Here is a 20826-nt window from a genome sequence, read left to right as displayed (position 1 = left end):
GGTAGGGGACTGACCGTGATGAACCTTCACCCGCACTTACGTCATAGCCTGTTGGCCAGTGCCTTGCTGCTGGCAAGCGGCCTGGCCACTGCCGCAGAGCCCCAGGTGATCGCCAAGGAGCTGCAGCAGGCCAAGACCTACACGGTGGCCAGCGCACCGATCGAGCCGCTGCAGATGGACCCGCCAAAGCTGCCCGACCTCACCGGTTTCACGGCCGAGGCGGTGCAGAAGAAAATCGACCGCCGCCACAAGGGCAAGGTCAGCCTGCGCCGCATGTTCCAGGAGGACGCCCTCAAGGAATTCGTCGGCGGCGACAACAAGGCCGCCGAGTGGGTGCAGCGCCAGCACGGCATCCCGCAGGCCATCTTCATCGATGACGGCCATGTCGACCTGGCCGAGTTGAGCAAGAAGGTGCCCAAACAGTACCTCAGCGAAGTCGAGCCCGGGGTTTACCTGGCGCGTCTGCCGATCGTGGTCGGGCAAAAGGGCATCCTCGAGATCGACGGCAAGGTCAAACAGCTGCGCCTGTCCCAGGAGGGCGGCGCATTTCTGGTCAATGACGGCAAGCTGTTCGTAACCGACACCCAGGTGACCGGCTGGCGGGAAAAGGACAACGGCCCGGCGACCTTCCGCTCGCCCAAGGAGTTCCGCCCGTTCCTGCTGTCATGGGGCGGTACCGAGACCTACATCGTCAACACGAAAATGGCCAGCTTCGGCTACGCCAAGTCCAAGTCGTATGGCGTGAGCATCTCGCAGTACACGCCGAACATGGCCAAGCGCATGGGCCGCCCGGAGCCCACCGGCTGGATCATCGGTTCGGAGTTCAGCGACATGTGGTACGGCTTCTACTGCTACGAAACCCAGGACTTCGTGATCAAGGACAGCACCTACCGCGACAACATCGTCTACGGCATCGACCCGCACGACCGTTCGCACCGCCTGATCATCGCCGGCAACACGGTGTACGGCACCAAGAAGAAGCACGGCATCATCGTTTCGCGTGAGGTCAACGACAGCTGGATCATCAACAACAAGAGCTATGACAACAAGCTCTCGGGCGTGGTGATCGACCGTAACAGCGTCAACAACCTGGTGGCCTACAACGAGATCTACCGCAACCACACCGACGGCATCACCCTGTACGAAAGCGGCGACAACCTGATCTGGGGCAACAAGCTGGTCAACAACCGCCGCCACGGCATCCGCGTGCGTAACAGCGTGAACATCCGCCTGTACGAAAACGTCGCCATGGCCAACGGCCTGGTCGGCGTATACGGCCACATCAAGGACCTGTCCGACACCGACCGCGACATCGCCCTCGACCCGTTCGACACCAAGGTGTCGCTGATCGTGGTGGGTGGCGAGCTGTCGGCCAACGGCTCCGGCCCGCTGTCGATCGACTCGCCGCTGTCGGTCGAGCTGTACAAGGTGTCCATGCTCGCCCCGCGCAAGGCCAGCGGCATCAGCCTCAATGGTGTGCTGGGCGAGCGCCAGGACGAAATCCTCGACCTGCTGGTACGCCAGCAGAAGGCTGTGCTGATCGACCCGGTCGAACGCCAGACCGAAATGATCGATTAAGGAAGCCCAGACCATGACTCCACACCTGATGAAACTGCTGGGCCTGTCCGCCGCCCTTCTGGCAATCAGCCAGGGCGTGCGCGCCGAAGACGTCAAGGCCCCGACCTTCAACGCCGAGCCCTGCTGCCAGTTGTGCCCTGAAGCGCACGATGCCAGCCGCTACACCACCCGCTATCAGCAAAACTTCACCACGCTGGTGCAGGCCCAGGGCGACTGGCTGTTCCGCACCCGCGAAGACCTGCGCACCGAGTTCAACACCACCCCGGCCGGCTACAAACGCCTGCAACAAGTGCACGACGCGTTCAAGAAGCGTGGTGTGGAACTGGTGGTGGTGTACCAGCCGACCCGTGGCCTGGTGAACCGCAACATGCTCAACCCGGCCGAAAAAGCCGCCTTCGACTACCAGAAGGCCCTGGGTAACTACCAGGCCATGCTCAAGCGCTTCGCCAGCATGGGCTACAACGTGCCCGACCTGTCACCACTGACCAACGAGCAACTGGCCGCCGCCGACCGGGGCAAGGATTTCTACTTCCGTGGCGACCAGCACTGGACGCCGTACGGTGCCGAGCGCGCAGCGAAGATCGTGGCCGACACCGTGCACAAGATGCCAGCCTTCGAAGGCATCCCGCGCAAGGAATTCGAGACGAAGAAGTCCGGGCGCATGGGCAAGACCGGCACCCTGCACAACGTTGCCGGCCAACTGTGCGGCACCAGCTACGCCGTCCAGTACATGGACCAGTTCGCCACCGAGCCGAAAGGCTCGAGCGGTGGTGACGACCTGTTCGGTGACAGCGGCAACGCGCAGATCACCCTGGTCGGTACCAGCCACAGTGGCAAGAACTACAACTTCTCGGGCTTCCTCGAGCAATACATCGGCGCCGACGTGCTCAACGTCGCCTTCCCAGGCGGTGGCCTGGAAGGCTCGATGATCGAGTACCTGGGCAGCGAGGAATTCCAGAAGAACCCGCCGAAGATCCTCATCTGGGAATTCTCCCCGCTGTACCGCCTGAACCAGGAAACCATCTGGCGGCAAATCCTTGGCCTGCTCGACGACGGCTGCGACGACCGCCCAGCCCTGATGAGCGCCAGCACCACCCTCAAGCCGGGCAAGAACGAGCTGATGGTCAACGGCAAGGGCGGCGTGATCAAAGACCTGATCAACCGCAACCTGCAGATGGACGTCAAGTTCGAAGACCCCTCGGTGAAGGTGTTGCAGGCCACCCTCTGGTACCTCAACGGCCGCCACGAGGACATCAAGCTGGAAAAGCCTGAAACCTCCGACACCGACGGCCGCTTCGTCTTCCAGATGCGCGAAGACGAGGACTGGGCCAGCCAGCGCCTGCTGGCGTTCGAGGTACAGGGGCCGGAAAGCGGCACCCAGAAGGTCGAAGCCAAGCTCTGCAAACGCAACAACTTCGCCGTGCCTGCGCAAACCGCGCAGGCCGGCCAGTGAGGCGACCCATGACCATCATCAAGCGTATTTCCAGCCCCGCCCTGCTCGCGTTGGCCTTGTTTGGCGGTGTCGCGCACGCCGCGCTGGTACCGCCGCAGGGTTACTACGAGGGGATCGAAAAGCTCAAGACCGGCCATGGCAATTTCCGCTGCGAAGCGGCACCCAAACCCTACACCGGCGCGCTGCAGTTTCGCAGCAAGTACGAAGGTTCGGACAAGGCACGGGCAACGCTCAACGCGGCCTCGGAAAAAGCCTTCCGCAAGTCGACCGAAGACATCACCACGCTTGAGAAAGGCGTGAGCAAGATGGTCGGCCAGTACATGCGCGACGGCCGCCCGGCGCAACTCGACTGCACCCTGACGTGGCTGGGCACCTGGGCACGCGCCGGTGCATTGCTGTCCACCGACTACAACCATACCGGCAAGTCGATGCGCAAATGGGCGCTGGGCAGCATGAGCGGCTCGTGGCTGCGTCTGAAATTCTCCAACTCGCAGCCGCTGGCCGCACACCAGGCCGAGGCCGACCTGATCGAAAAATGGCTTACCCGCCTGGCCGAGCAGACTGTGCGTGACTGGAGCGACCTGCCGCTGGAGAAGATCAACAACCACAGCTACTGGGCAGCCTGGTCGGTGATGGCTACCGCCGTTGCCACCGACCGTCGCGACCTCTTCGACTGGGCCGTGAAGGAATACAAGGTGGGCGCCAACCAGGTGGATGACCAGGGCTTCCTGCCCAACGAAATCAAGCGCAAGCAGCGCGCGCTGGCTTATCACAACTACGCCTTGCCGCCGCTGGCGATGATTGCCAGCTTCGCCCAGGCCAATGGCGTCGACCTGCGCGCCGAGAACAACTTCGCCTTGCAGCGCCTGGGTGAAGGCGTGCTGGCCGGCGCCCGCGACCCCAGCCAGTTCAAGGCGCGCGCGGGCAAGAAACAGGACATGACCGACCTCAAGGTCGACAGCAAGTACTCCTGGCTCGAGCCTTGGTGTGCGCTGTACCACTGCGTTGGCGACACGCTTGAGCGCAAGCACGACATGCAGCCGTTCAACAGCTTCCGGCTGGGCGGCGACCTGACCCGGGTCTACGACCCGAGTGCAGAGAGCAAGAGATGAATTGACCCCCATTGCGGGGGCGGAACCTGTGGGAGCGGGCATGCCCGCGAAGAAGCCACCGCGGTGCATGGCAAGGGCTTCGCCCTTGTTCGCGGGCTTGCCCGCTCCCACAGGGATCTAAGTTGCCTTCCAGTCTTGCACTGGGGGGTTTGGGGGGCGCTTTGCCCTGGATGCTGTGAACAAATTAGGAGAACCGGGATGGTCTTCTCGTCCAACGTGTTCCTGTTCCTGTTCTTGCCGATCTTCCTCGGCCTGTACTACTTGAGCGGGCAACGTTATCGCAACCTGCTGCTGCTGATCGCCAGCTACATCTTCTATGCCTGGTGGCGGGTGGATTTCCTGGCACTGTTCGCCGGGGTCACCCTGTGGAACTACTGGATCGGCCTGAAAGTCGGTGCCGCCGGTGTGCGCACCAAGCCGGCGCAGCGCTGGTTGCTGCTCGGCGTGGGTGTCGACCTGGCGATCCTCGGCTACTTCAAGTACGCCAACTTCGGCGTCGACAGCCTGAACGCGATCATGACGTCGTTTGGCCTGGAGCCATTCATTCTGACCCACGTGCTGCTGCCGATCGGTATCTCGTTCTACATCTTCGAGTCGATCAGCTACATCATCGATGTATACCGCGGCGACACCCCGGCGACCCGCAACCTGATCGACTTCGCAGCGTTCGTGGCGATCTTCCCGCACCTGATCGCAGGCCCCGTGCTGCGCTTCAAGGACCTGGTCGACCAGTTCAACAACCGCACCCACACCCTGGACAAGTTCTCCGAAGGCTGCACCCGCTTCATGCAGGGCTTCATCAAGAAGGTGTTCATCGCCGACACCCTGGCCGTGGTCGCCGACCACTGCTTCGCCCTGCAAAACCCCACTACGGGCGATGCCTGGCTCGGCGCCCTGGCGTACACCGCACAGCTGTACTTCGACTTCAGCGGCTACAGCGACATGGCCATCGGCCTGGGCCTGATGATGGGCTTCCGCTTCATGGAAAACTTCAAGCAGCCCTATATCAGCCAGTCAATCACCGAGTTCTGGCGGCGCTGGCATATCAGCCTGTCGACCTGGCTGCGCGACTATCTGTACATCACCTTGGGCGGTAACCGTAAAGGCACCTTCAATACCTACCGCAACCTGTTCCTGACCATGCTGCTGGGCGGCCTGTGGCACGGTGCAAACTTCACCTACATCATCTGGGGCGCCTGGCACGGCATGTGGCTGGCCATCGAGCGCGCGCTGGGCCTCGACACCAACCCGCAACGCTTCAACCCAGTGAAGTGGGCCTTCACCTTCCTGCTGGTGGTGGTCGGCTGGGTGATCTTCCGCGCCGAAAACCTGCATGTGGCCGCCCGTATGTACGGCGCCATGTTCAGCTTCGGCGACTGGCAGCTGTCGGAGCTCAACCGTGCCCAACTTACCGGCCTGCAGGTGGCCACCCTGGTCATCGCCTACCTCACCCTGGCGTTCTTCGGCCTGCGTGACTTCTACCGCAATGCCAGACCGACGCCCACGGCGACCCCGGTGCAGGTCAACGCTGACGGCTCGATCGGCCTGGACTGGACCCGGGTGATGACCCGCGCACTGATCCTGCTGCTGTTCGTCGCCTCGATCCTCAAGCTTTCGGCGCAAAGCTACTCGCCGTTCCTTTACTTCCAGTTCTGAGGTTGATGACCATGACCCGGACATTACGCATCACCTATTCCCTGTCGTTCCTCGGCCTGCTGGTCGGCATGGGCGCCTGGTCCACCGGTGGCCTGCAGAGCTTCCAGCGCACCGAGCAGATGACCCTGCTCAACGGCAAGCTGGCCAAGGCCGCCGAGACCCACTACGACGCCGAGTTCCCGATCAAGCGCCTGGGCACCAACCTGTGGGCGGCAATGGACTTCAAGTTGTTCAACGAAGGCCGCCCGGGTGTGGTACTGGGCCGCGACCAATGGTTGTTCAGCGACGAAGAGTTCAAGCCCACCGCCGGTGCCGAACAATTGATGCAGGAAAACCTGGCACTGATCCGTGGCGTACGCGACACCCTGCAGCAACACGGCAGCCAACTGGTGCTGGCGATCGTACCAGCCAAGGCGCGGGTCTACGCCGAGTACCTGGGCAAAGAGCGGCCTGCCAGCCTGCATGACGAACTGTACAACCAGTTCCATGCCCAGGCACGCCAGGCCAACGTGTTCGCACCGGACCTGATGGCAGCGATGGAGCAGGCCAAGGCCCGTGGCCAGGTGTTCCTGCGTACCGATACCCACTGGACGCCTATGGGTGCCGAAGTGGCGGCGCAAACGCTGGCCGAAGCGGTCAGCCGCCAGAGCCTGCTCAACGGCGCCCCACAAGCCTTCATCACCGAAGCCGGCAACACCGCCCCCTACAAGGGCGACCTGACCAACTTCCTGCCATTGGACCCGTTGTTCAGCAACCTGCTGCCGACCCCGGACAACCTGCAGCAACGCACCACTCGCCCAGTCGACGCCGAGGGTGACGCCGGCGACGCGTTGTTCGCCGACAAGCAGATCCCGGTTGCACTGGTAGGCACCAGCTACAGCGCCAACCCGCACTGGAACTTCCTCGGCGCGCTGCAGCAGGCCCTGCGCAGTGACGTCGCCAACTACGCCGAAGACGGCCATGGCCCGCTGCTGCCGATGCTCAAGTACCTGCAAAGCGATGCCTTCAAGAACGCCGCACCACAAGTGGTGGTGTGGGAATTCCCCGAACGTTATCTGCCAATGAAAAACGACCTCAGCAGCTTCGATCCGCAGTGGATCGCGCAGCTGAAAAACTCCCGTAAATCCGAACAAAACCTGGCCTTGTCGTCCACCCGGACAGACCACTGACTGATAGAGAGGAAACGCACATGACTACCAAGACTTCCATTGCCAAAGCCCTCACCCTCGCGGCCGGCCTTTCCCTTGCTTCGATGCAGGCGTTCGCCGGTGCCGACGCCGCACTGTATGGCCCAAGTGCGCCGAAAGGCTCGACCTTCGTACGCCTGTACAACGCCACCAGCGCACCGGCCGCAGCATCGGTCGGCAACACCCAGATCAAACAGGTTGGTGCCCAGGCCAGCAGCGACTTCAGCTTCCTGCCAGGCGGCGACTACACCGCCCAGGTCGGCGGCAAGAGCGTGCCGGTCAAGCTGGCCTCGGACAAGTACTACACCCTGGTCAACAGCAACAACGGCAACCCGAAACTGATCGAAGAACCACCGTTCAAGAACAAGCAGAAAGCCCTGGTGCGCGTGCAGAACCTGAGCGACCAGCAACTGACCCTGAAAACCGCCGACGGCAAGACCGAAGTGGTCAAGCCGGTGGCCGCCAACGGCCGTGGCGAACGCGAAATCAACCCGGTCAAGGTCAACCTGGCGCTGTACCAAGGAGACAAGAAAGTGGGTGACGTGAAACCCGTCGCCCTGGAACGCGGCGAAGCCGCAGTGCTGTACGTAACGGGTTCCGGCAACGCCTTGTCGCCGGTGTGGGTAACTCGCCCCGTGGCTAGCAACTGATTCCCCTGCCTCTCAACGACTATTGGAGAAACATGATGATCCCGGTAATTCTTTCTGGTGGTAGCGGTTCCCGTCTGTGGCCTCTGTCGCGCAAGCAGTTCCCCAAACAGTTCCTGGCCCTGACCGGTGAACACACGCTGTTCCAGCAAACCATCGAGCGCCTGGTATTCGAGGGCATGGACACCCCGGTCGTGGTCTGTAACAAGGACCACAAGTTCATCGTCCAGGAGCAACTGGCCGCACTGAAGCTGGAAACCCAGGGCATCCTCATGGAACCGTTCGGCCGCAACACTGCGCCGGCCGTGGCCATGGCTGCCATGAAGCTGGTCAACGAAGGCCGCGACGAGCTGATGCTGGTGCTACCTGCCGATCATGTGATCGATGACCAGAAGGCCCTGCAACGTGCCCTGGCCTTGGCCACCGTGGCCGCCGAGCGTGGCGAGATGGTGCTGTTCGGCGTGCCGGCGACCAAGCCGGAAACCGGCTATGGCTACATCCGTTCCAGCCAGGACGCGCTGCTGCCCGAAGGCGTGGCGCGGGTTGCGCAGTTCGTCGAGAAGCCCGATGAAAAACGCGCCGCCGAGTTCGTCCAGGCCGGTGGCTATTTCTGGAACAGCGGCATGTTCCTGTTCCGCGCCAGCCGCTTCCTTGAGGAACTGAAAAAGCACGATGGCGACATCTACGACACTTGCGTACTGGCCCTGGAGCGCAGCGAGGAAGACGGCGATGTGCTGAGCATCGACGAAGCCACCTTCGCCTGCTGCCCGGACAACTCCATCGACTACGCGGTAATGGAAAAGACCCAGCGCGCCTGCGTGGTGCCGATGTCGGCCGGCTGGAGCGACGTCGGCTGCTGGTCGTCGCTGTGGGAAGTGCACGAGAAAGACGACAACGGCAACGTCACCAAGGGCGATGTGGTGGTTCAAGACAGCCGCAACTGCATGATCCACGGCAACGGCAAACTGGTGTCGGTGATCGGCCTGGAGAACATCGTGGTGGTCGAGACCAAGGATGCCATGATGATTGCCCACAAGGACAAGGTCCAGGGCGTCAAGCAGATGGTCAAGACCCTCGACGAACAGGGCCGCACGGAAACCCAGAACCACCTGGAAGTGTATCGCCCGTGGGGCTCGTACGACTCGGTGGACATGGGCGGCCGCTTCCAGGTCAAGCACATCACCGTCAAACCGGGCGCCAGCCTGTCGCTGCAGATGCACCATCACCGCGCCGAACACTGGATCGTGGTATCCGGTACCGCCGAGGTGACCTGCGACGAAAACGTGTTCCTGCTGACCGAAAACCAGTCGACCTATATCCCCATCGCTTCGGTGCACCGTTTGCGCAACCCGGGCAAGATCCCCCTGGAGATCATCGAAGTGCAGTCCGGCAGCTACCTGGGCGAGGATGACATCGAGCGCTTCGAGGATGTGTATGGGCGCACCTCCACCCCCATCGAGCGCGGCGTTTCGGTGAAGACCATCGCGCAGTAAATGCTGACTCGCCCCTGGGCTGACCAGGGGCGAGCCTGCTCATTCAACGCTCGGGGCTATGATGTGGATGTCGAATGGGCCACCCACCACCTTGAAAGGTCGCTGCAAATCATCCTCCCCCTCAAATGTGACTCATGGCCATGCTCCTTTAGAATAGGCAGGGTGAAATCCAGAAGGGATGTAGCGTTTCCTCTGCTCGCAGCAATGTCAGGTCTGGTTTCTGGCAGAGGTGCTCACCGGTTACCTGACCGCTGGGTTTTAGGTAGGCTGTAGCCATCACTCCGCGCGAATGAGGCGATTACGCGATGCTGATCGGTGCCCTGCTGATCCTCACCTGGCTGGTGTTGTTGTTGCGTTACCCAGCCAAGGCTCTTCCCATCTCCCTGGCGGCCGTGTGTGGCCTGGGCCTGGTGGCTTCGTTCGTCGTCTGGCAAGACAGCCGCGAAAGCAGCCGACTGGCACGCCTGGACCTGCGCCTGACCTACGCCCCCGAACACTGTCCCGCCGACCGTGCCCTGCAGGTCCGCGTGAAGAACGGCAACGACGTGCCGCTGACCGAACTGCGTTGGCGCGTGGCGGCGTATGCACCGGGCGATACCGTGAACCTGGCCGAGAATACCTACAATGCACCGCGATACCGAGGACCAGGTGAATTGCAGCCGGGGGCCGAGTGGCAAGACTGCCTGCCATTGCCACCGCTGCGTTCCGGCTATCGGCCGCAGACCCTCGAATTCCGGGCAGAGCGCCTGCAGGGTACATTTGCCAATTGATGTGTTTACTCCATGACAACAGGCCCCAACCATGCCCACCGTCCTGATCACCGGTTGTTCCAGCGGCATCGGCCGCGCCCTGGCCGACGCCTTTCGCGATGCGGGCCACCATGTCTGGGCTACCGCCCGCAAGCCTGAAGATGTCGAGCAATTGAGTGCCGCCGGCTACACGGCCCGGCAGCTGGATGTAAACGACGGCGAGGCGCTGGCCCGCCTGGCAGAGGAACTGGAGACCCTCGATATCCTGATCAACAACGCCGGCTACGGCGCCATGGGCCCACTGCTCGATGGTGGCGTCGACGCCCTGCGCCAGCAATTCGAAACCAACGTTTTCGCCGTGGTCGGCGTTACCCGGGCGCTGTTCCCACTGCTACGCCGCTCACGCGGCCTGGTGGTGAATATCGGCAGTGTATCGGGCGTGCTGGTCACGCCATTCGCCGGTGCCTACTGCGCCTCGAAGGCGGCTGTGCATGCCCTGAGCGATGCCTTGCGCCTGGAGCTGGCGCCGTTCGGTGTGCAGGTGATGGAAGTACAGCCGGGCGCAATTGCCTCGCAGTTCGCCAGCAATGCCCAGCGCCAGGCCGAGCAGGTACTGGCGATGGACTCGGCGTGGTGGCCTTTGCGTGAGCATGTGCAGGCGCGGGCGCGGGCATCGCAGGACAAGCCAACGTCGGCGGCGGTATTTGCCCAAGGCGTGCTGGCAGCCGTCGGCAAGTCGCCGGCGCCAGCACGGGTGCGGCTGGGGAATGGCAGTACAGCCTTGCCGCTGATGGCACGGTTGCTGCCGCGGCGGTTGCTGGACTGGGCGCTGCGCAAGCGTTTCGGCCTGCTGCGTCCGCTCTGAGTGATCGCCTGCCTTTACCCGCGAAAGGGCCGGACCTGCAGGCCAATTTTCACCCACCGTTCACTGTTGCCGCCGCTATCGTATTCGCGGGTAAACCCGCTCCTACACAGATTTGGTGGGGGACACACATCGGTGGTTGGAGACAGGCCGCCGTTTATCCGCGAAAGGGCCGGGCCTGCTGGCCAATTTTCACCCGCCGTTCACCGTTGCCGCCGCTATCGTATTCGCGGGTAAACCCGCTCCTACACAGATTGGTGGGGGACACACATCGGTGGTTGGAGACAGGCCGCCGTTTATCCGCGAAAGGGCCGGGCCTGCTGGCCAATTTTCACCCGCCGTTCACCGTTGCCGCCGCTACCGTATTCGCGGGTAAACCCGCTCCTACACAGATTGGTGGTGGACACACATCGGTGGTTGGACACAGGCCGCCGTTTATCCGCGAAAGGGCCGGGCCTGCTGGCCAATTTCCACCCGCCGTTCACCGTTGCCGCCGCTACCGTATTCGCGGGTAAACCCGCTCCTATGTATGGACTCGCCCACACTGTCTAGCTGCTTTTTGAACATAGGAACCCGGTTGCATCTATGTATCAGGCCTATTCGAGGAAGCTTTTTGCTTCTGGCCAACATCGTGGTGAGCTCGCAGTGTGCCGTTTACATTGAGGCCACTATCAGGCCTGTAGGAGCGGAGGCATCGGTCTGCGACGGTCTTACCTAGGGTCAATGTTCACTAGCAGGGGTTGGAGCGCCTAGCGCCCCGGTGGCATTACCCGGTTGGTCAGAGGCTCATAGCCGCCTCCGGTTTTTCGTTCGGTTTGCGTTGGTAAACCTGATCGCTCTGTAACAGGGCCCAGATAATCCGCAGATTTCGATTAGCCAGCCTGATCGCCGCCTCCTTGCGCCCAAGGCGGGATAGCCAGCGCAAGAGGCGGCGATCATCTGGCTGATCGGAATCAGGCCTTAACTGACTCAAAACAGCATGGGCGCCCTGGATCATCAGGCTGCGTATGTAGCCGTCACCGCGCTTGCTCATCTTGCCCAATCTGATTTTGTTTCCGCTGCTGTGCTGATCGGGCACGATACCGAAGAAGGCGGCATACATTCGGCCACTGGCGAAGCGGCTGGGTTCGGTCTGTTTCGCCACGATCGCCGTGGCAATGATAGGGCCGACGCCGCGAATGGTGATCAGTCGCTGAGCGACTTTATCCTCTTGGGCAGTCGCTTCGAGCCGTCGGCTCAGCACCGTTATGCGTTCACCTAGAGACAACCAGTCCATCAGCAACTCATCGAGCAACTCGCGCAACAGGTCGGGCAGAGGCAAGGAAGCATCCTCAAGCGCCTGAGGCACATGCTTATTGATCGCGGCATCACCCTGGGGCATGGATACGCCATGCTCAAGTAGCAAACCACGGATCTGATTACCCAGCGCGGTATGTCGCTTGATGTTACCGCGCCGGATACGGTGCAGCGCTTGAATAGCCAGTGCTGTGGTGCTCTTGATCGGTATCGAAGCGATGCTCGTATCGCGACCGGCACGCAAAATGGCATAGCAGTCGTTACGATCGTTCTTTGCACCGCTGCGATGTTCGGCGACACGTTGCGCCGGCAGGATGCGAACCGGATTACCTTTGGCCTGCAGCAGTCTGGCCCAGGCTTGTGCACCTGGACCGCACTCCATCAAGACGGCCACGGTAGTTGGCAGCCTGAGCAGGAAATCATGGAACGCTTGGCGGGATTTGATGCGATCTTCGTAGATCACCCGCCCAGTAGCGTCCTCGCCTGCTAATTGGAAGACCTGTTTGGCCAGGTCTACGCAGATGGTTGTGCAAAGCTCCACATCAGTGGAAGACAGGGAATCGTGTTTCGAACTATGCTTTTTCATGGTCTCGCCCTCGCTGCCGTTGGCTTCTTCGAACACCACCGTGGCACTGTGATGCCTCGGCGGGGGCGAGTCCATCGATTACACAGATTGGTGGTGGACATACATCGGTGGTTGGACACAGCCCGTCGTGTAGGAGCGGGTTCACCCGCGAAGAGGCCGGCCCTGCTGGCCAATTTCCACCCGCTGTCCACCGTTGCCGCCGCCACCGCATTCGCGGGTAAACCCGCTCCTACACAGATTGGTGGTGGACATACATCGGTGGTTGGACACAGCCCGTCGTGTAGGAGCGGGTTCACCCGCGAAGAGGCCGGCCCTGGTGGCCAATCTCCACCCGCCGTTCACCGTTGCCGCCGCCACCGCATTCGCGGGTAAACCCGCTCCTACACAGATTGGTGGTGGACATACATCGGTGGTTGGACACAGCCCGTTGTAGGAGCGGGTTCACCCGCGAAGAGGCCGGCCCTGGTGGCCAATCTCCACCCGCCGTTCACCGTTGACGCCGCTACCGTATTAGCGGCTACAGGTTGCAAATAAGACCTTACTGCCCGCCTGCAGTCTCCTGCACACCCTTGAACCACTTCTGCTCAAGCTCGCCAGTCCGGCCACTGTCCTTCAAGCGCTGCAACGCATTGTTTACGGCGCTTTCAAAAGCCGGGTTGTCCTTCTGGAACGGGATCACCAGCTTCTTCTCGCCAATCGGCCGGCTCACATCGAGCGGGCCGTCGCCTGTGAGCGAATCACTCGACGGGGTGAGTGCGATGTCGTACTTGCCACTCTCGACACCCGCCAGCACTTCGGTCGCCGGGGCTTCGACGAACTCGGCGCGCAGGTCCAGTTCCTTGGCCAGGGCCTGGCCAAATTCGATGTCAAAACCTGTCAGATGGTCGTCTTGTTTGAAAGCGTAGGGCGAGTTGTCGGCTTGTATGGCAATGCGCAGTTCGCCCCGGTCGGCGATTTCGTCGATCAGCTCCGCCTGAGCCAATGGACTGATCAGTACTGCCAGCAGTACACCTATGGTCGAACGCATGTATGCCCCTTTTCTTTTTGCAGATTGAAAACGATCGCCACGGCTTTCTTCCTCGCCGTGATCGAGCGCAGCCTATGACCTTCAAGCCTCGGCATTGTTTAACCCTGATTGAAATATTTCTGTCAGGCAATGTGAACACCTTGGCGGTTATTTCAACTAAGGTGAACTACCGCCGCTTTTGGATGACAGGCAGCGGTCAATAAGTGAATCACAGGAGAAGTGAATGAACAGCCTATTTTCGCGTGCTGCCGTTGCCGGTCTGCTGATGGGAGCGTCGGTGTTCGCCAGTGCCGCAGACGCCCTGAAGAGCCAGGAGCCGCCCAAGGAGGCGAAGGTCTTCATCGTTTCCCCCGCCGATGGTGCCACGGTCGACAAGACCTTCACCGTCAAGTTCGGCATCGAGGGTATGGGCCTCAAGCCTGCGGGCGATCAAACACCGCACACCGGGCACCACCATCTACTGGTGGATGTCGACAAGGAGCCCGTGGCTGACATGCCGCTGCCGACCAGCCTGATGCCAGAGGCCGGCGTCGCACTGCCGGCAGGGCCGCAAGTGCTGCACTTCGGCAAGGCACAGACCGAAACCAGCATTACCCTGACCCCGGGCAAGCACACCCTGCAACTGATTCTGGGTGACCAGTATCACGTGCCGTTCAAGCCTAGCGTCGAGTCGAAGAAAATCACGGTTGAAGTGAAATAAAAAAGGGAGGCCTTCATGGCCTCCCTTTTTCATGCTGCACCCAGACTTAGAACAGGACGCGGGAACGGATGGTGCCCTTGACCTGTTGCAGTTTCTCTTGCGCGAGGTCCGAGTACTCGGCGTCAACGTCGATCACCACGTAACCGACTTTCTCGTTGGTCTGCAGGAACTGACCGGAGATGTTGATACCGTTCTCGGCGAAGACCTTGTTGATCTCGCTGAGCACGCCCGGGATGTTTTCGTGAATGTGCAGCAGGCGATGTTTGCCTGGGTGCGCTGGCAAGGCCACTTCCGGGAAGTTGACCGAGGACACCGAAGTACCGTTGTCGCTGTACTTGACCAGTTTCTCGGCCACTTCCAGACCGATGTTGGCCTGGGCTTCGGCGGTGGAGCCACCAATGTGCGGCGTCAGGATCACGTTGTCGAGGCCGCGCAGCGGGCTCTCGAACTCTTCGTCGTTGGAGCGTGGCTCGACCGGGAACACGTCGATGGCAGCGCCGATCAGGTGCTTGTCCTTGATGGCAGCGGCCAGGTGGTCCAGCTCGACCACGGTGCCACGGGCGGCGTTGATCAGGATCGCGCCCTTCTTCATCGAGCGGATTTCCTTCTCGCCGATCATCCACTGGGTGGATGGCAGCTCAGGCACGTGCAGCGAGACGATGTCAGCCAGGCCCAGCAGCTCGTTCAGGCTGGTGACCTGCACGGCGTTGCCCAGTGGCAGCTTGGTCAGCGGGTCGAAGAAGTACACCTGCATGCCCATGTTCTCAGCCAGTACCGAAAGCTGGGTACCAATCGAGCCGTAGCCGACGATGCCCAGTTTCTTGCCGCGGATTTCGAACGAGTTGGCAGCACTTTTGATCCAGCCGCCACGGTGGCAGGAGGCGTTCTTCTCAGGGATGCCGCGCAGCAGCAGGATGGCTTCGGCCAGTACCAGTTCGGCGACCGAGCGGGTGTTGGAGTATGGCGCGTTGAACACGGCGATACCGCGCTCGCGGGCAGCTTCCAGGTCAACCTGGTTGGTACCGATGCAGAAGCAGCCAACAGCGACCAGTTTCTTGGCGCAGTCGAAGATCTCTTCGGTGAGCTGGGTGCGCGAACGGATGCCGATGAAGTGGGCATCGGCGATCTTTTCCTTCAGCTCGGCTTCCGGCAACGAACCAGTGAGGTATTCGATGTTGGTGTAGCCGGCGGCCTTGAGGGTATCGACCGCGTTCTGGTGCACACCTTCAAGAAGAAGGAACCGGATCTTGCTCTTGTCGAGAGAAGTCTTGCTCATCTGCGTAAACCTGTATCCCGGAGATAAAATGGCGAGGGGTGATGCCAGGCGCGAGGGCAGCCTTAGCATGAACAGCGGGAGGGCTATGCTAGCATACGCGACACAATCTGAGCTTATCCCGACAGTTGAAGAGTGCTCAGGGTGACCATGAATAAGTCGAGAGTTCCAGCGATGACCCGCCCCGCTGTTATTGAAGAACTGATGACCCTTGTCGACCCGGGCAAGGTCCTGACTGACCCGGTTTCCCTCGAAGCGTATGGCAAGGACTGGACCAAGCATTACCCGCCAGCGCCCAGCGCTATCGTCTTTCCCAAAACGGTAGAACAGGTGCAAGCCATTGTGCACTGGGCCAATGCGCACCAGGTGGCGCTGGTGCCCTCTGGCGGGCGTACCGGGCTTTCTGCTGGTGCGGTGGCGGCCAATGGCGAGGTTGTGGTTGCCTTCGACTACATGAACCAGATCCTTGGCTTCAATGCTTTCGACCGTACTGTGGTTTGCCAGCCAGGGGTCATCACCCGCCAGTTGCAAACCTTTGCCGAAGAGCAAGGCCTGTATTACCCGGTGGACTTCGCTTCCAGCGGCTCCAGCCAGATTGGCGGGAATATTGGCACCAATGCCGGCGGAATCAAGGTGATCCGCTACGGCATGACCCGCAACTGGGTGGCCGGGCTGAAAGTGGTCACCGGCAAGGGCGAGTTGCTGGAACTGAACAAGGACCTGATCAAGAACGCCACCGGCTACGACCTGCGCCAACTGTTCATCGGTGCCGAGGGTACGCTGGGCTTCGTGGTCGAGGCCACCATGCGCCTGGACCGCGCACCGCGCAACCTCACCGCCATGGTGTTGGGCACACCGGACTTCGACTCGATCATGCCGGTGCTGCACGCTTTCCAGGGCAAGCTGGACCTGACCGCTTTCGAGTTCTTCTCCGACAAGGGGCTGGCCAAGATCCTCGCCCGCGGCGATGTACCTGCGCCGTTCGCGACTGATTGCCCGTTCTATGCATTGCTGGAGTTCGAGGCCAGCACTGAAGACGTTGCCAACGAAGCATTGGCTACCTTCGAGCACTGCGTCGAGCAGGGTTGGGTGCTGGATGGGGTAATGAGCCAGAGCGAGACCCAGCTGAAAAACCTGTGGAAGCTGCGCGAGTACCTGTCGGAAACCATCTCGCACTGGACACCGTACAAGAACGACATTTCCGTCACTGTCTCGAAAGTGCCTGCGTTTCTGCGCGATATCGACGTCATCGTCTCTGAACATTATCCGGACTATGAAGTGGTGTGGTACGGCCATATTGGTGACGGCAACCTGCACCTGAACATCCTCAAGCCTGAGCATATGAGCAAGGATGACTTCTTCGCTTCGTGTGCCAAGGTCAACAAGTGGGTGTTCGAGATTGTCGAGCGTTACAACGGGTCGATTTCTGCCGAGCATGGTGTAGGCATGACAAAGCGTGACTACCTGAGCTACAGCCGTTCCCCTGAAGAAATCGCCTGCATGAAAGCAATAAAGGCCGTGTTCGACCCTAACGGCATCATGAATCCGGGTAAGATCTTTGCACCTGAATAAAAAGCAGTATCCAGAGGAGTCGGCCATGAGTTACCAGCACCAGTACGTAGACGGCACGCGCATTCACTTCCCCCTGGGCAAGGTGGTGTGCATCGGCCGTAACTATGCCGAGCACGCCAAGGAACTGGACAACCCGATCCCCACCGAGCCGCTGCTGTTCATCAAGCCGGGCAGCTGCGTGGTGCCGGCCGAAGGTGGCTTCAAGATCCCGGCCGAGCGTGGGTCGGTGCACTATGAAGTTGAAATTGCCGTACTGCTGGGCAAACCGCTGTCGACCCATCCGAGCGAGGAAGAGGTGCTGGACGCCATTTCCGGTTACGCGCCGGCGCTGGACCTGACCCTGCGCGACGTGCAGGCCAAGCTGAAGGAAAAGGGCCTGCCCTGGGAGCTGGCCAAGTGCTTTGACGGCGCTTGCGTGCTGCCACCGTTCGTCTCGGCTGCCAGCTTCGAGGATGTGACAGACATCCCGGTGCGCCTGACCGTGAATGGCGAAGTGCGCCAGGAGGGTAACAGCGCGCTGATGCTGAACCCGATCGTGCCGATGATTCAGTACATGGCAGCGCATTTCTCGTTGCAGGCGGGGGATGTGATCCTCACTGGTACACCGGCGGGCGTTGGGCCGTTCAATGTCGGTGACGAGCTGGTGCTGGAGCTGCCGGGTGTGAGCCGCTTCGAAAGCCGGGTGCTTTAACTCGAAACCGCGTCGCCTTCTTCGCGGGTAAACCCGCTCCTACAGGGATTGCACAGGCCTTGAATACTGTGCAGAACCTTGGGCGCGGGTTTACCGGCGAAGAGGCCGGCCCTGTTTACCGATTTTTCACACCCAATCCGGATAATGCGCGCACCTACGCCCATTTCCCCAGGATCACCGCATGCCATCCTCCTCCAGCGCCCCGGCAACTCCCAAGCGTCGCTTCTACCTGCGCTGGCCCTTCGGCATGGCCGTGGCGGCGGTGATCGGCTATGGCGTGGCCGTGGCCATGCACTGGGATGACCGCGGTGCACTGTGGGTAAAAGAAGGCTTCGAAAGCACCGCCGAGCGTAGCGAAAGCGTGTGGTTGCCGGATTACCAGGTGGACATCGACGCCAAACCGCTGCCGGGCATGGATGATGATGAAGCCTCGGATGTGGCCTTCAACCCGCAAACGCGCACCCTGTTCGCGGTCATGGGCAAGAACCCGATCCTGGTCGAGCTGAGCCTGGAGGGCGATGTGCTGCGCAAGATCCCGCTCAACGGCTGGAACAACCCCGAAGGCGTCGCGGTGCTGGAAGACGGCAACCTGGCCATCACTGACGAGCGCCTGCACGATCTGACCGTGGTCAAGGTGGACGCGCAGACCACGGCACTGAATCACGACGACTTCCAGAGCCACGACCTGGGCCCGTCGGTCAAAAGCAACAAGGGCTTCGAGGCCATCGCCTGGGACCCGCTGCGCAAGCGCCTGATCATTGGCGAGGAGCGCCCGCCCAAGCTGTACACCTGGAGTACCGATGGCCGCAGCCCGCTCCAGGGTGACAAACAGCCGTTGCCGAGCGATGAACTCGACTTGCGCAACCTGTCTGCCCTGGGGGTCGACCCGCGTACTGGGCACTTGCTGGTGCTCTCGGCCGATTCCAACATGCTGCTGGAGCTGGACGAGCAGGGCCAGCAAGTCAGCTTCATGACACTGCTGGGCGGCTTCAACGGGCTTGAAGACACCATTCCGCGGGCTGAGGGGGTGGCCATGGACGACAAGGGCAACTTGTACATGGTCAGCGAGCCGGCGCTTTTCTATCGGTTCAAGAAGAACTGACAACATCATCAGATTTGCCTGACGCTTGCATTAAGCTTTGCTTCAGCCATTCATGATTAGATTCGCCATCCTTGTGTCGAGTCTGTCCCTATGCGTCGTTTTGTTCGTCTGCTCCTTGTTCTGGCTGCCGTTGGTCTGCTCCTGCTTGGCTGGGCTGGGCAGGAGTTTCGCCTGTTCGAGCGTGGCTGGTTCAATCTGAAGACCTGGTGGCAGCCTGTGGAGCGCAGCATTGGCCTGGACCGCTACCGGGTGGTGCTGGAGGCGCAACCGATCGAAGGGCTGGATGATGACATTTCGGCGCTGACCTACGACCCCGACCGCAAAACCCTCTTCACGGTCACCAATGCACGTTCGGAGCTGATCGAGCTGTCGCTGGACGGCCGTATCCTGCGACGTGTGCCGCTGACTGGCTTTGGCGACCCGGAGGCTGTGGAGTACGTTGGGCCAAACAGCTATGTGATTACCGACGAGCGTCAGCAGCGGCTGATTCGCGTACGACTGGAAGACGACACGATGTTTCTCGATGCCGGTGATGCCGAACAGCTGACGTTGGGCATTGGCCTCAATGGCAACAAGGGCTTCGAGGGCCTGGCCTACGATTCAGCGGGCAAGCGCCTGTTCGTGGCAAAGGAGCGGGACCCGATGCTGATCTATGAGGTGCATGGCTTCCCACATGACAATCCGGAAAAGCCCTACGCCGTGCATGTGGTGCAGGACCGCAAGCGCGATTCACGGTTGTTTGTGCGGGATTTGTCGAGCTTGCAGTTCGATGAACGCAGCGGGCATCTGCTGGCGCTGTCGGACGAGTCGCGGCTGGTGCTGGAGCTGGATGTCGAGGGTAGGCCGCTGAGTACCTTGTCTTTGCGCAAGGGCTTCCAGGGGTTGCAGGCGACGGTGCCGCAGGCGGAGGGCATTGCGATGGATGAAGCGGGGACCATTTACCTGGTCAGTGAGCCGAACCTGTTCTATGTGTTCAAGCAGCCGGCTGACTGATTGCCTGTTAGGGCCTATTCGCGGGTAAACCCGCTCCTACAGGGATCGCCTCGGTTCCAGGCTTGTGGGGTACCTGTAGGAGCGGCTTTACCCGCGAAGAGTTTTACTCGGCCTTGAGGCTCTTAACGCCCTCAACAGTGCCCAATAACAGCAGATCCGCCGGCCGCGCCGCGAACAGACCGTTGGTCACCACGCCGACGATGGCGTTGATCTGCGCTTCCAGCTCCACCGGGTTGGTGATCTGCAGGTTGTACACATCCAGGATCACGTTGCCGTTGTCGGTGACCACGCCTTCACGGTACACCGGGTCGCCACCCAGCTTCACCAGCTGACGCGCCACGTGGCTGCGGGCCATGGGGATCACTTCGACCGGCAGCGGGAAGGCCCCCAGTACCGGCACCAGCTTGCTGCCGTCGGCGATGCAGATGAAGGTCTTGGCCACGGCCGCGACGATCTTTTCGCGGGTCAGGGCTGCGCCGCCGCCCTTGATCAGGTGCAGGTGTGCATCGCTCTCGTCGGCGCCGTCCACGTAGAACTCAAGCTCGCTGACGCTGTTCAGTTCGTAGACCGGGAGGCCATGGCCCTTCAGGCGCTGGGCAGTGGCTTCGGAGCTGGCGACTGCGCCGTCGAAAGCGGTCTTGTGCTGAGCCAGGGCATCGATGAAGAAGTTGGCGGTCGAACCGGTACCGACGCCTACGACGCTCTTTTCATCCAGCTTGGGCAGAATGAAGTCGACAGCGGCCTGGGCGACGGCCTGTTTGAGTTGGTCCTGGGTCATGCGGGCTCCGGAAGGGGCAGGGCGGTTTCAAAGTCACCTAGTATAACGGCTCGCACGGCTTTGCTGTGGTC

The 20826-nt window shown here is 61.2% G+C and carries 18 protein-coding genes; 14 read left to right on the top strand and 4 right to left on the bottom strand.

Translation table 11 applies throughout. The features are described from left to right. Window positions 1-18 precede the first annotated feature (18 nt). The 9 genes from algG to ACYCCG_RS06680 all read left to right on the top strand — a co-directional run bounded on the left by algG (window position 19) and on the right by ACYCCG_RS06680 (window position 10740). Window positions 19-1578 carry a mannuronan 5-epimerase AlgG gene (gene algG / locus ACYCCG_RS06720; protein ID WP_459669824.1) on the top strand — a complete coding sequence of 520 codons (1560 nt, stop codon included), beginning with the start codon at window positions 19-21 and terminating at the stop codon, window positions 1576-1578. A gap of 13 nt (window positions 1579-1591) precedes the next feature. After that, window positions 1592-3031 carry an alginate O-acetyltransferase AlgX-related protein gene (locus tag ACYCCG_RS06715; RefSeq protein WP_459669823.1) on the top strand — a complete coding sequence of 480 codons (1440 nt, stop codon included), beginning with the start codon at window positions 1592-1594 and terminating at the stop codon, window positions 3029-3031. 8 nt (window positions 3032-3039) lie between these two features. Further along, entirely contained in the window at window positions 3040-4143 is a 1104-nt protein-coding gene (locus ACYCCG_RS06710; RefSeq protein ID WP_459669821.1) for a mannuronate-specific alginate lyase, read from the top strand. A 198-nt stretch (window positions 4144-4341) separates the two neighbouring features. Next, entirely contained in the window at window positions 4342-5799 is a 1458-nt protein-coding gene (locus ACYCCG_RS06705) for an MBOAT family O-acyltransferase (protein WP_209963600.1), read from the top strand. 11 nt (window positions 5800-5810) lie between these two features. Then, a complete protein-coding gene (locus tag ACYCCG_RS06700; RefSeq protein WP_209963597.1) occupies window positions 5811-6968 on the top strand; it encodes an alginate O-acetyltransferase in 1158 nt (385 codons plus the stop codon). 20 nt (window positions 6969-6988) lie between these two features. After that, window positions 6989-7636: an alginate O-acetyltransferase AlgF gene (locus ACYCCG_RS06695; RefSeq protein WP_021784108.1), complete on the top strand. Its 648-nt coding sequence runs from the start codon at window positions 6989-6991 to the stop codon at window positions 7634-7636. 35 nt (window positions 7637-7671) lie between these two features. Next, window positions 7672-9126: a mannose-1-phosphate guanylyltransferase/mannose-6-phosphate isomerase gene (locus ACYCCG_RS06690; protein WP_176682786.1), complete on the top strand. Its 1455-nt coding sequence runs from the start codon at window positions 7672-7674 to the stop codon at window positions 9124-9126. Window positions 9127-9431: 305 nt separating this feature from the next. Further along, window positions 9432-9896, top strand: coding sequence for a multidrug transporter (locus tag ACYCCG_RS06685; protein WP_176682580.1), 465 nt, complete (start codon window positions 9432-9434; stop codon window positions 9894-9896). Between the two features lie 31 nt (window positions 9897-9927). Next, window positions 9928-10740, top strand: a complete 813-nt coding sequence (locus tag ACYCCG_RS06680; protein ID WP_209963591.1) for an SDR family oxidoreductase — start codon at window positions 9928-9930, stop codon at window positions 10738-10740. Between the two features lie 775 nt (window positions 10741-11515). On the opposite strand, the gene ACYCCG_RS06675 is transcribed toward ACYCCG_RS06680, so the two are convergent. Beyond that, complete coding sequence (locus tag ACYCCG_RS06675; protein WP_209969883.1) at window positions 11516-12574, bottom strand: IS110-like element ISPpu11 family transposase; 1059 nt, start codon at window positions 12572-12574, stop codon at window positions 11516-11518. A gap of 583 nt (window positions 12575-13157) precedes the next feature. Further along, window positions 13158-13646 carry a transporter substrate-binding domain-containing protein gene (locus ACYCCG_RS06670; RefSeq protein WP_176685699.1) on the bottom strand — a complete coding sequence of 163 codons (489 nt, stop codon included), beginning with the start codon at window positions 13644-13646 and terminating at the stop codon, window positions 13158-13160. 223 nt (window positions 13647-13869) lie between these two features. Between ACYCCG_RS06670 and ACYCCG_RS06665 the strand changes: the two genes are divergently transcribed. Then, a complete protein-coding gene (locus ACYCCG_RS06665; protein ID WP_014592762.1) occupies window positions 13870-14346 on the top strand; it encodes a DUF4399 domain-containing protein in 477 nt (158 codons plus the stop codon). Window positions 14347-14392: 46 nt separating this feature from the next. Here the strand turns inward: ACYCCG_RS06665 and serA are convergent, their stop codons facing one another. Next, window positions 14393-15622: a phosphoglycerate dehydrogenase gene (gene serA / locus ACYCCG_RS06660; protein WP_014592761.1), complete on the bottom strand. Its 1230-nt coding sequence runs from the start codon at window positions 15620-15622 to the stop codon at window positions 14393-14395. A gap of 171 nt (window positions 15623-15793) precedes the next feature. Between serA and ACYCCG_RS06655 the strand changes: the two genes are divergently transcribed. The 4 genes from ACYCCG_RS06655 (at window position 15794) to ACYCCG_RS06640 (ending at window position 19977) form a co-directional block, all read left to right on the top strand. Further along, window positions 15794-17191 (top strand): FAD-binding oxidoreductase, encoded by a 1398-nt coding sequence (locus tag ACYCCG_RS06655; protein ID WP_401102803.1) that lies wholly within the window; start codon window positions 15794-15796, stop codon window positions 17189-17191. Window positions 17192-17216: 25 nt separating this feature from the next. Beyond that, window positions 17217-17882 (top strand): fumarylacetoacetate hydrolase family protein, encoded by a 666-nt coding sequence (locus tag ACYCCG_RS06650; RefSeq protein WP_176685697.1) that lies wholly within the window; start codon window positions 17217-17219, stop codon window positions 17880-17882. A gap of 181 nt (window positions 17883-18063) precedes the next feature. Continuing rightward, the gene (locus ACYCCG_RS06645; protein WP_209969311.1) at window positions 18064-18984 is read left to right on the top strand and encodes an SdiA-regulated domain-containing protein; all 921 of its coding nucleotides are present in this window, start codon (window positions 18064-18066) and stop codon (window positions 18982-18984) included. 90 nt (window positions 18985-19074) lie between these two features. Next, entirely contained in the window at window positions 19075-19977 is a 903-nt protein-coding gene (locus ACYCCG_RS06640; RefSeq protein WP_209969314.1) for an SdiA-regulated domain-containing protein, read from the top strand. Window positions 19978-20080: 103 nt separating this feature from the next. Here ACYCCG_RS06640 and rpiA read toward each other — a convergent pair whose 3' ends face one another. Then, entirely contained in the window at window positions 20081-20755 is a 675-nt protein-coding gene (gene rpiA, locus ACYCCG_RS06635; RefSeq protein ID WP_339535996.1) for a ribose-5-phosphate isomerase RpiA, read from the bottom strand. Window positions 20756-20826: the final 71 nt, after the last annotated feature.

The organism is Pseudomonas sp. VEM90 (assembly GCF_054611535.1).
This window is presented reverse-complemented; position numbering and strand designations above follow the sequence as displayed.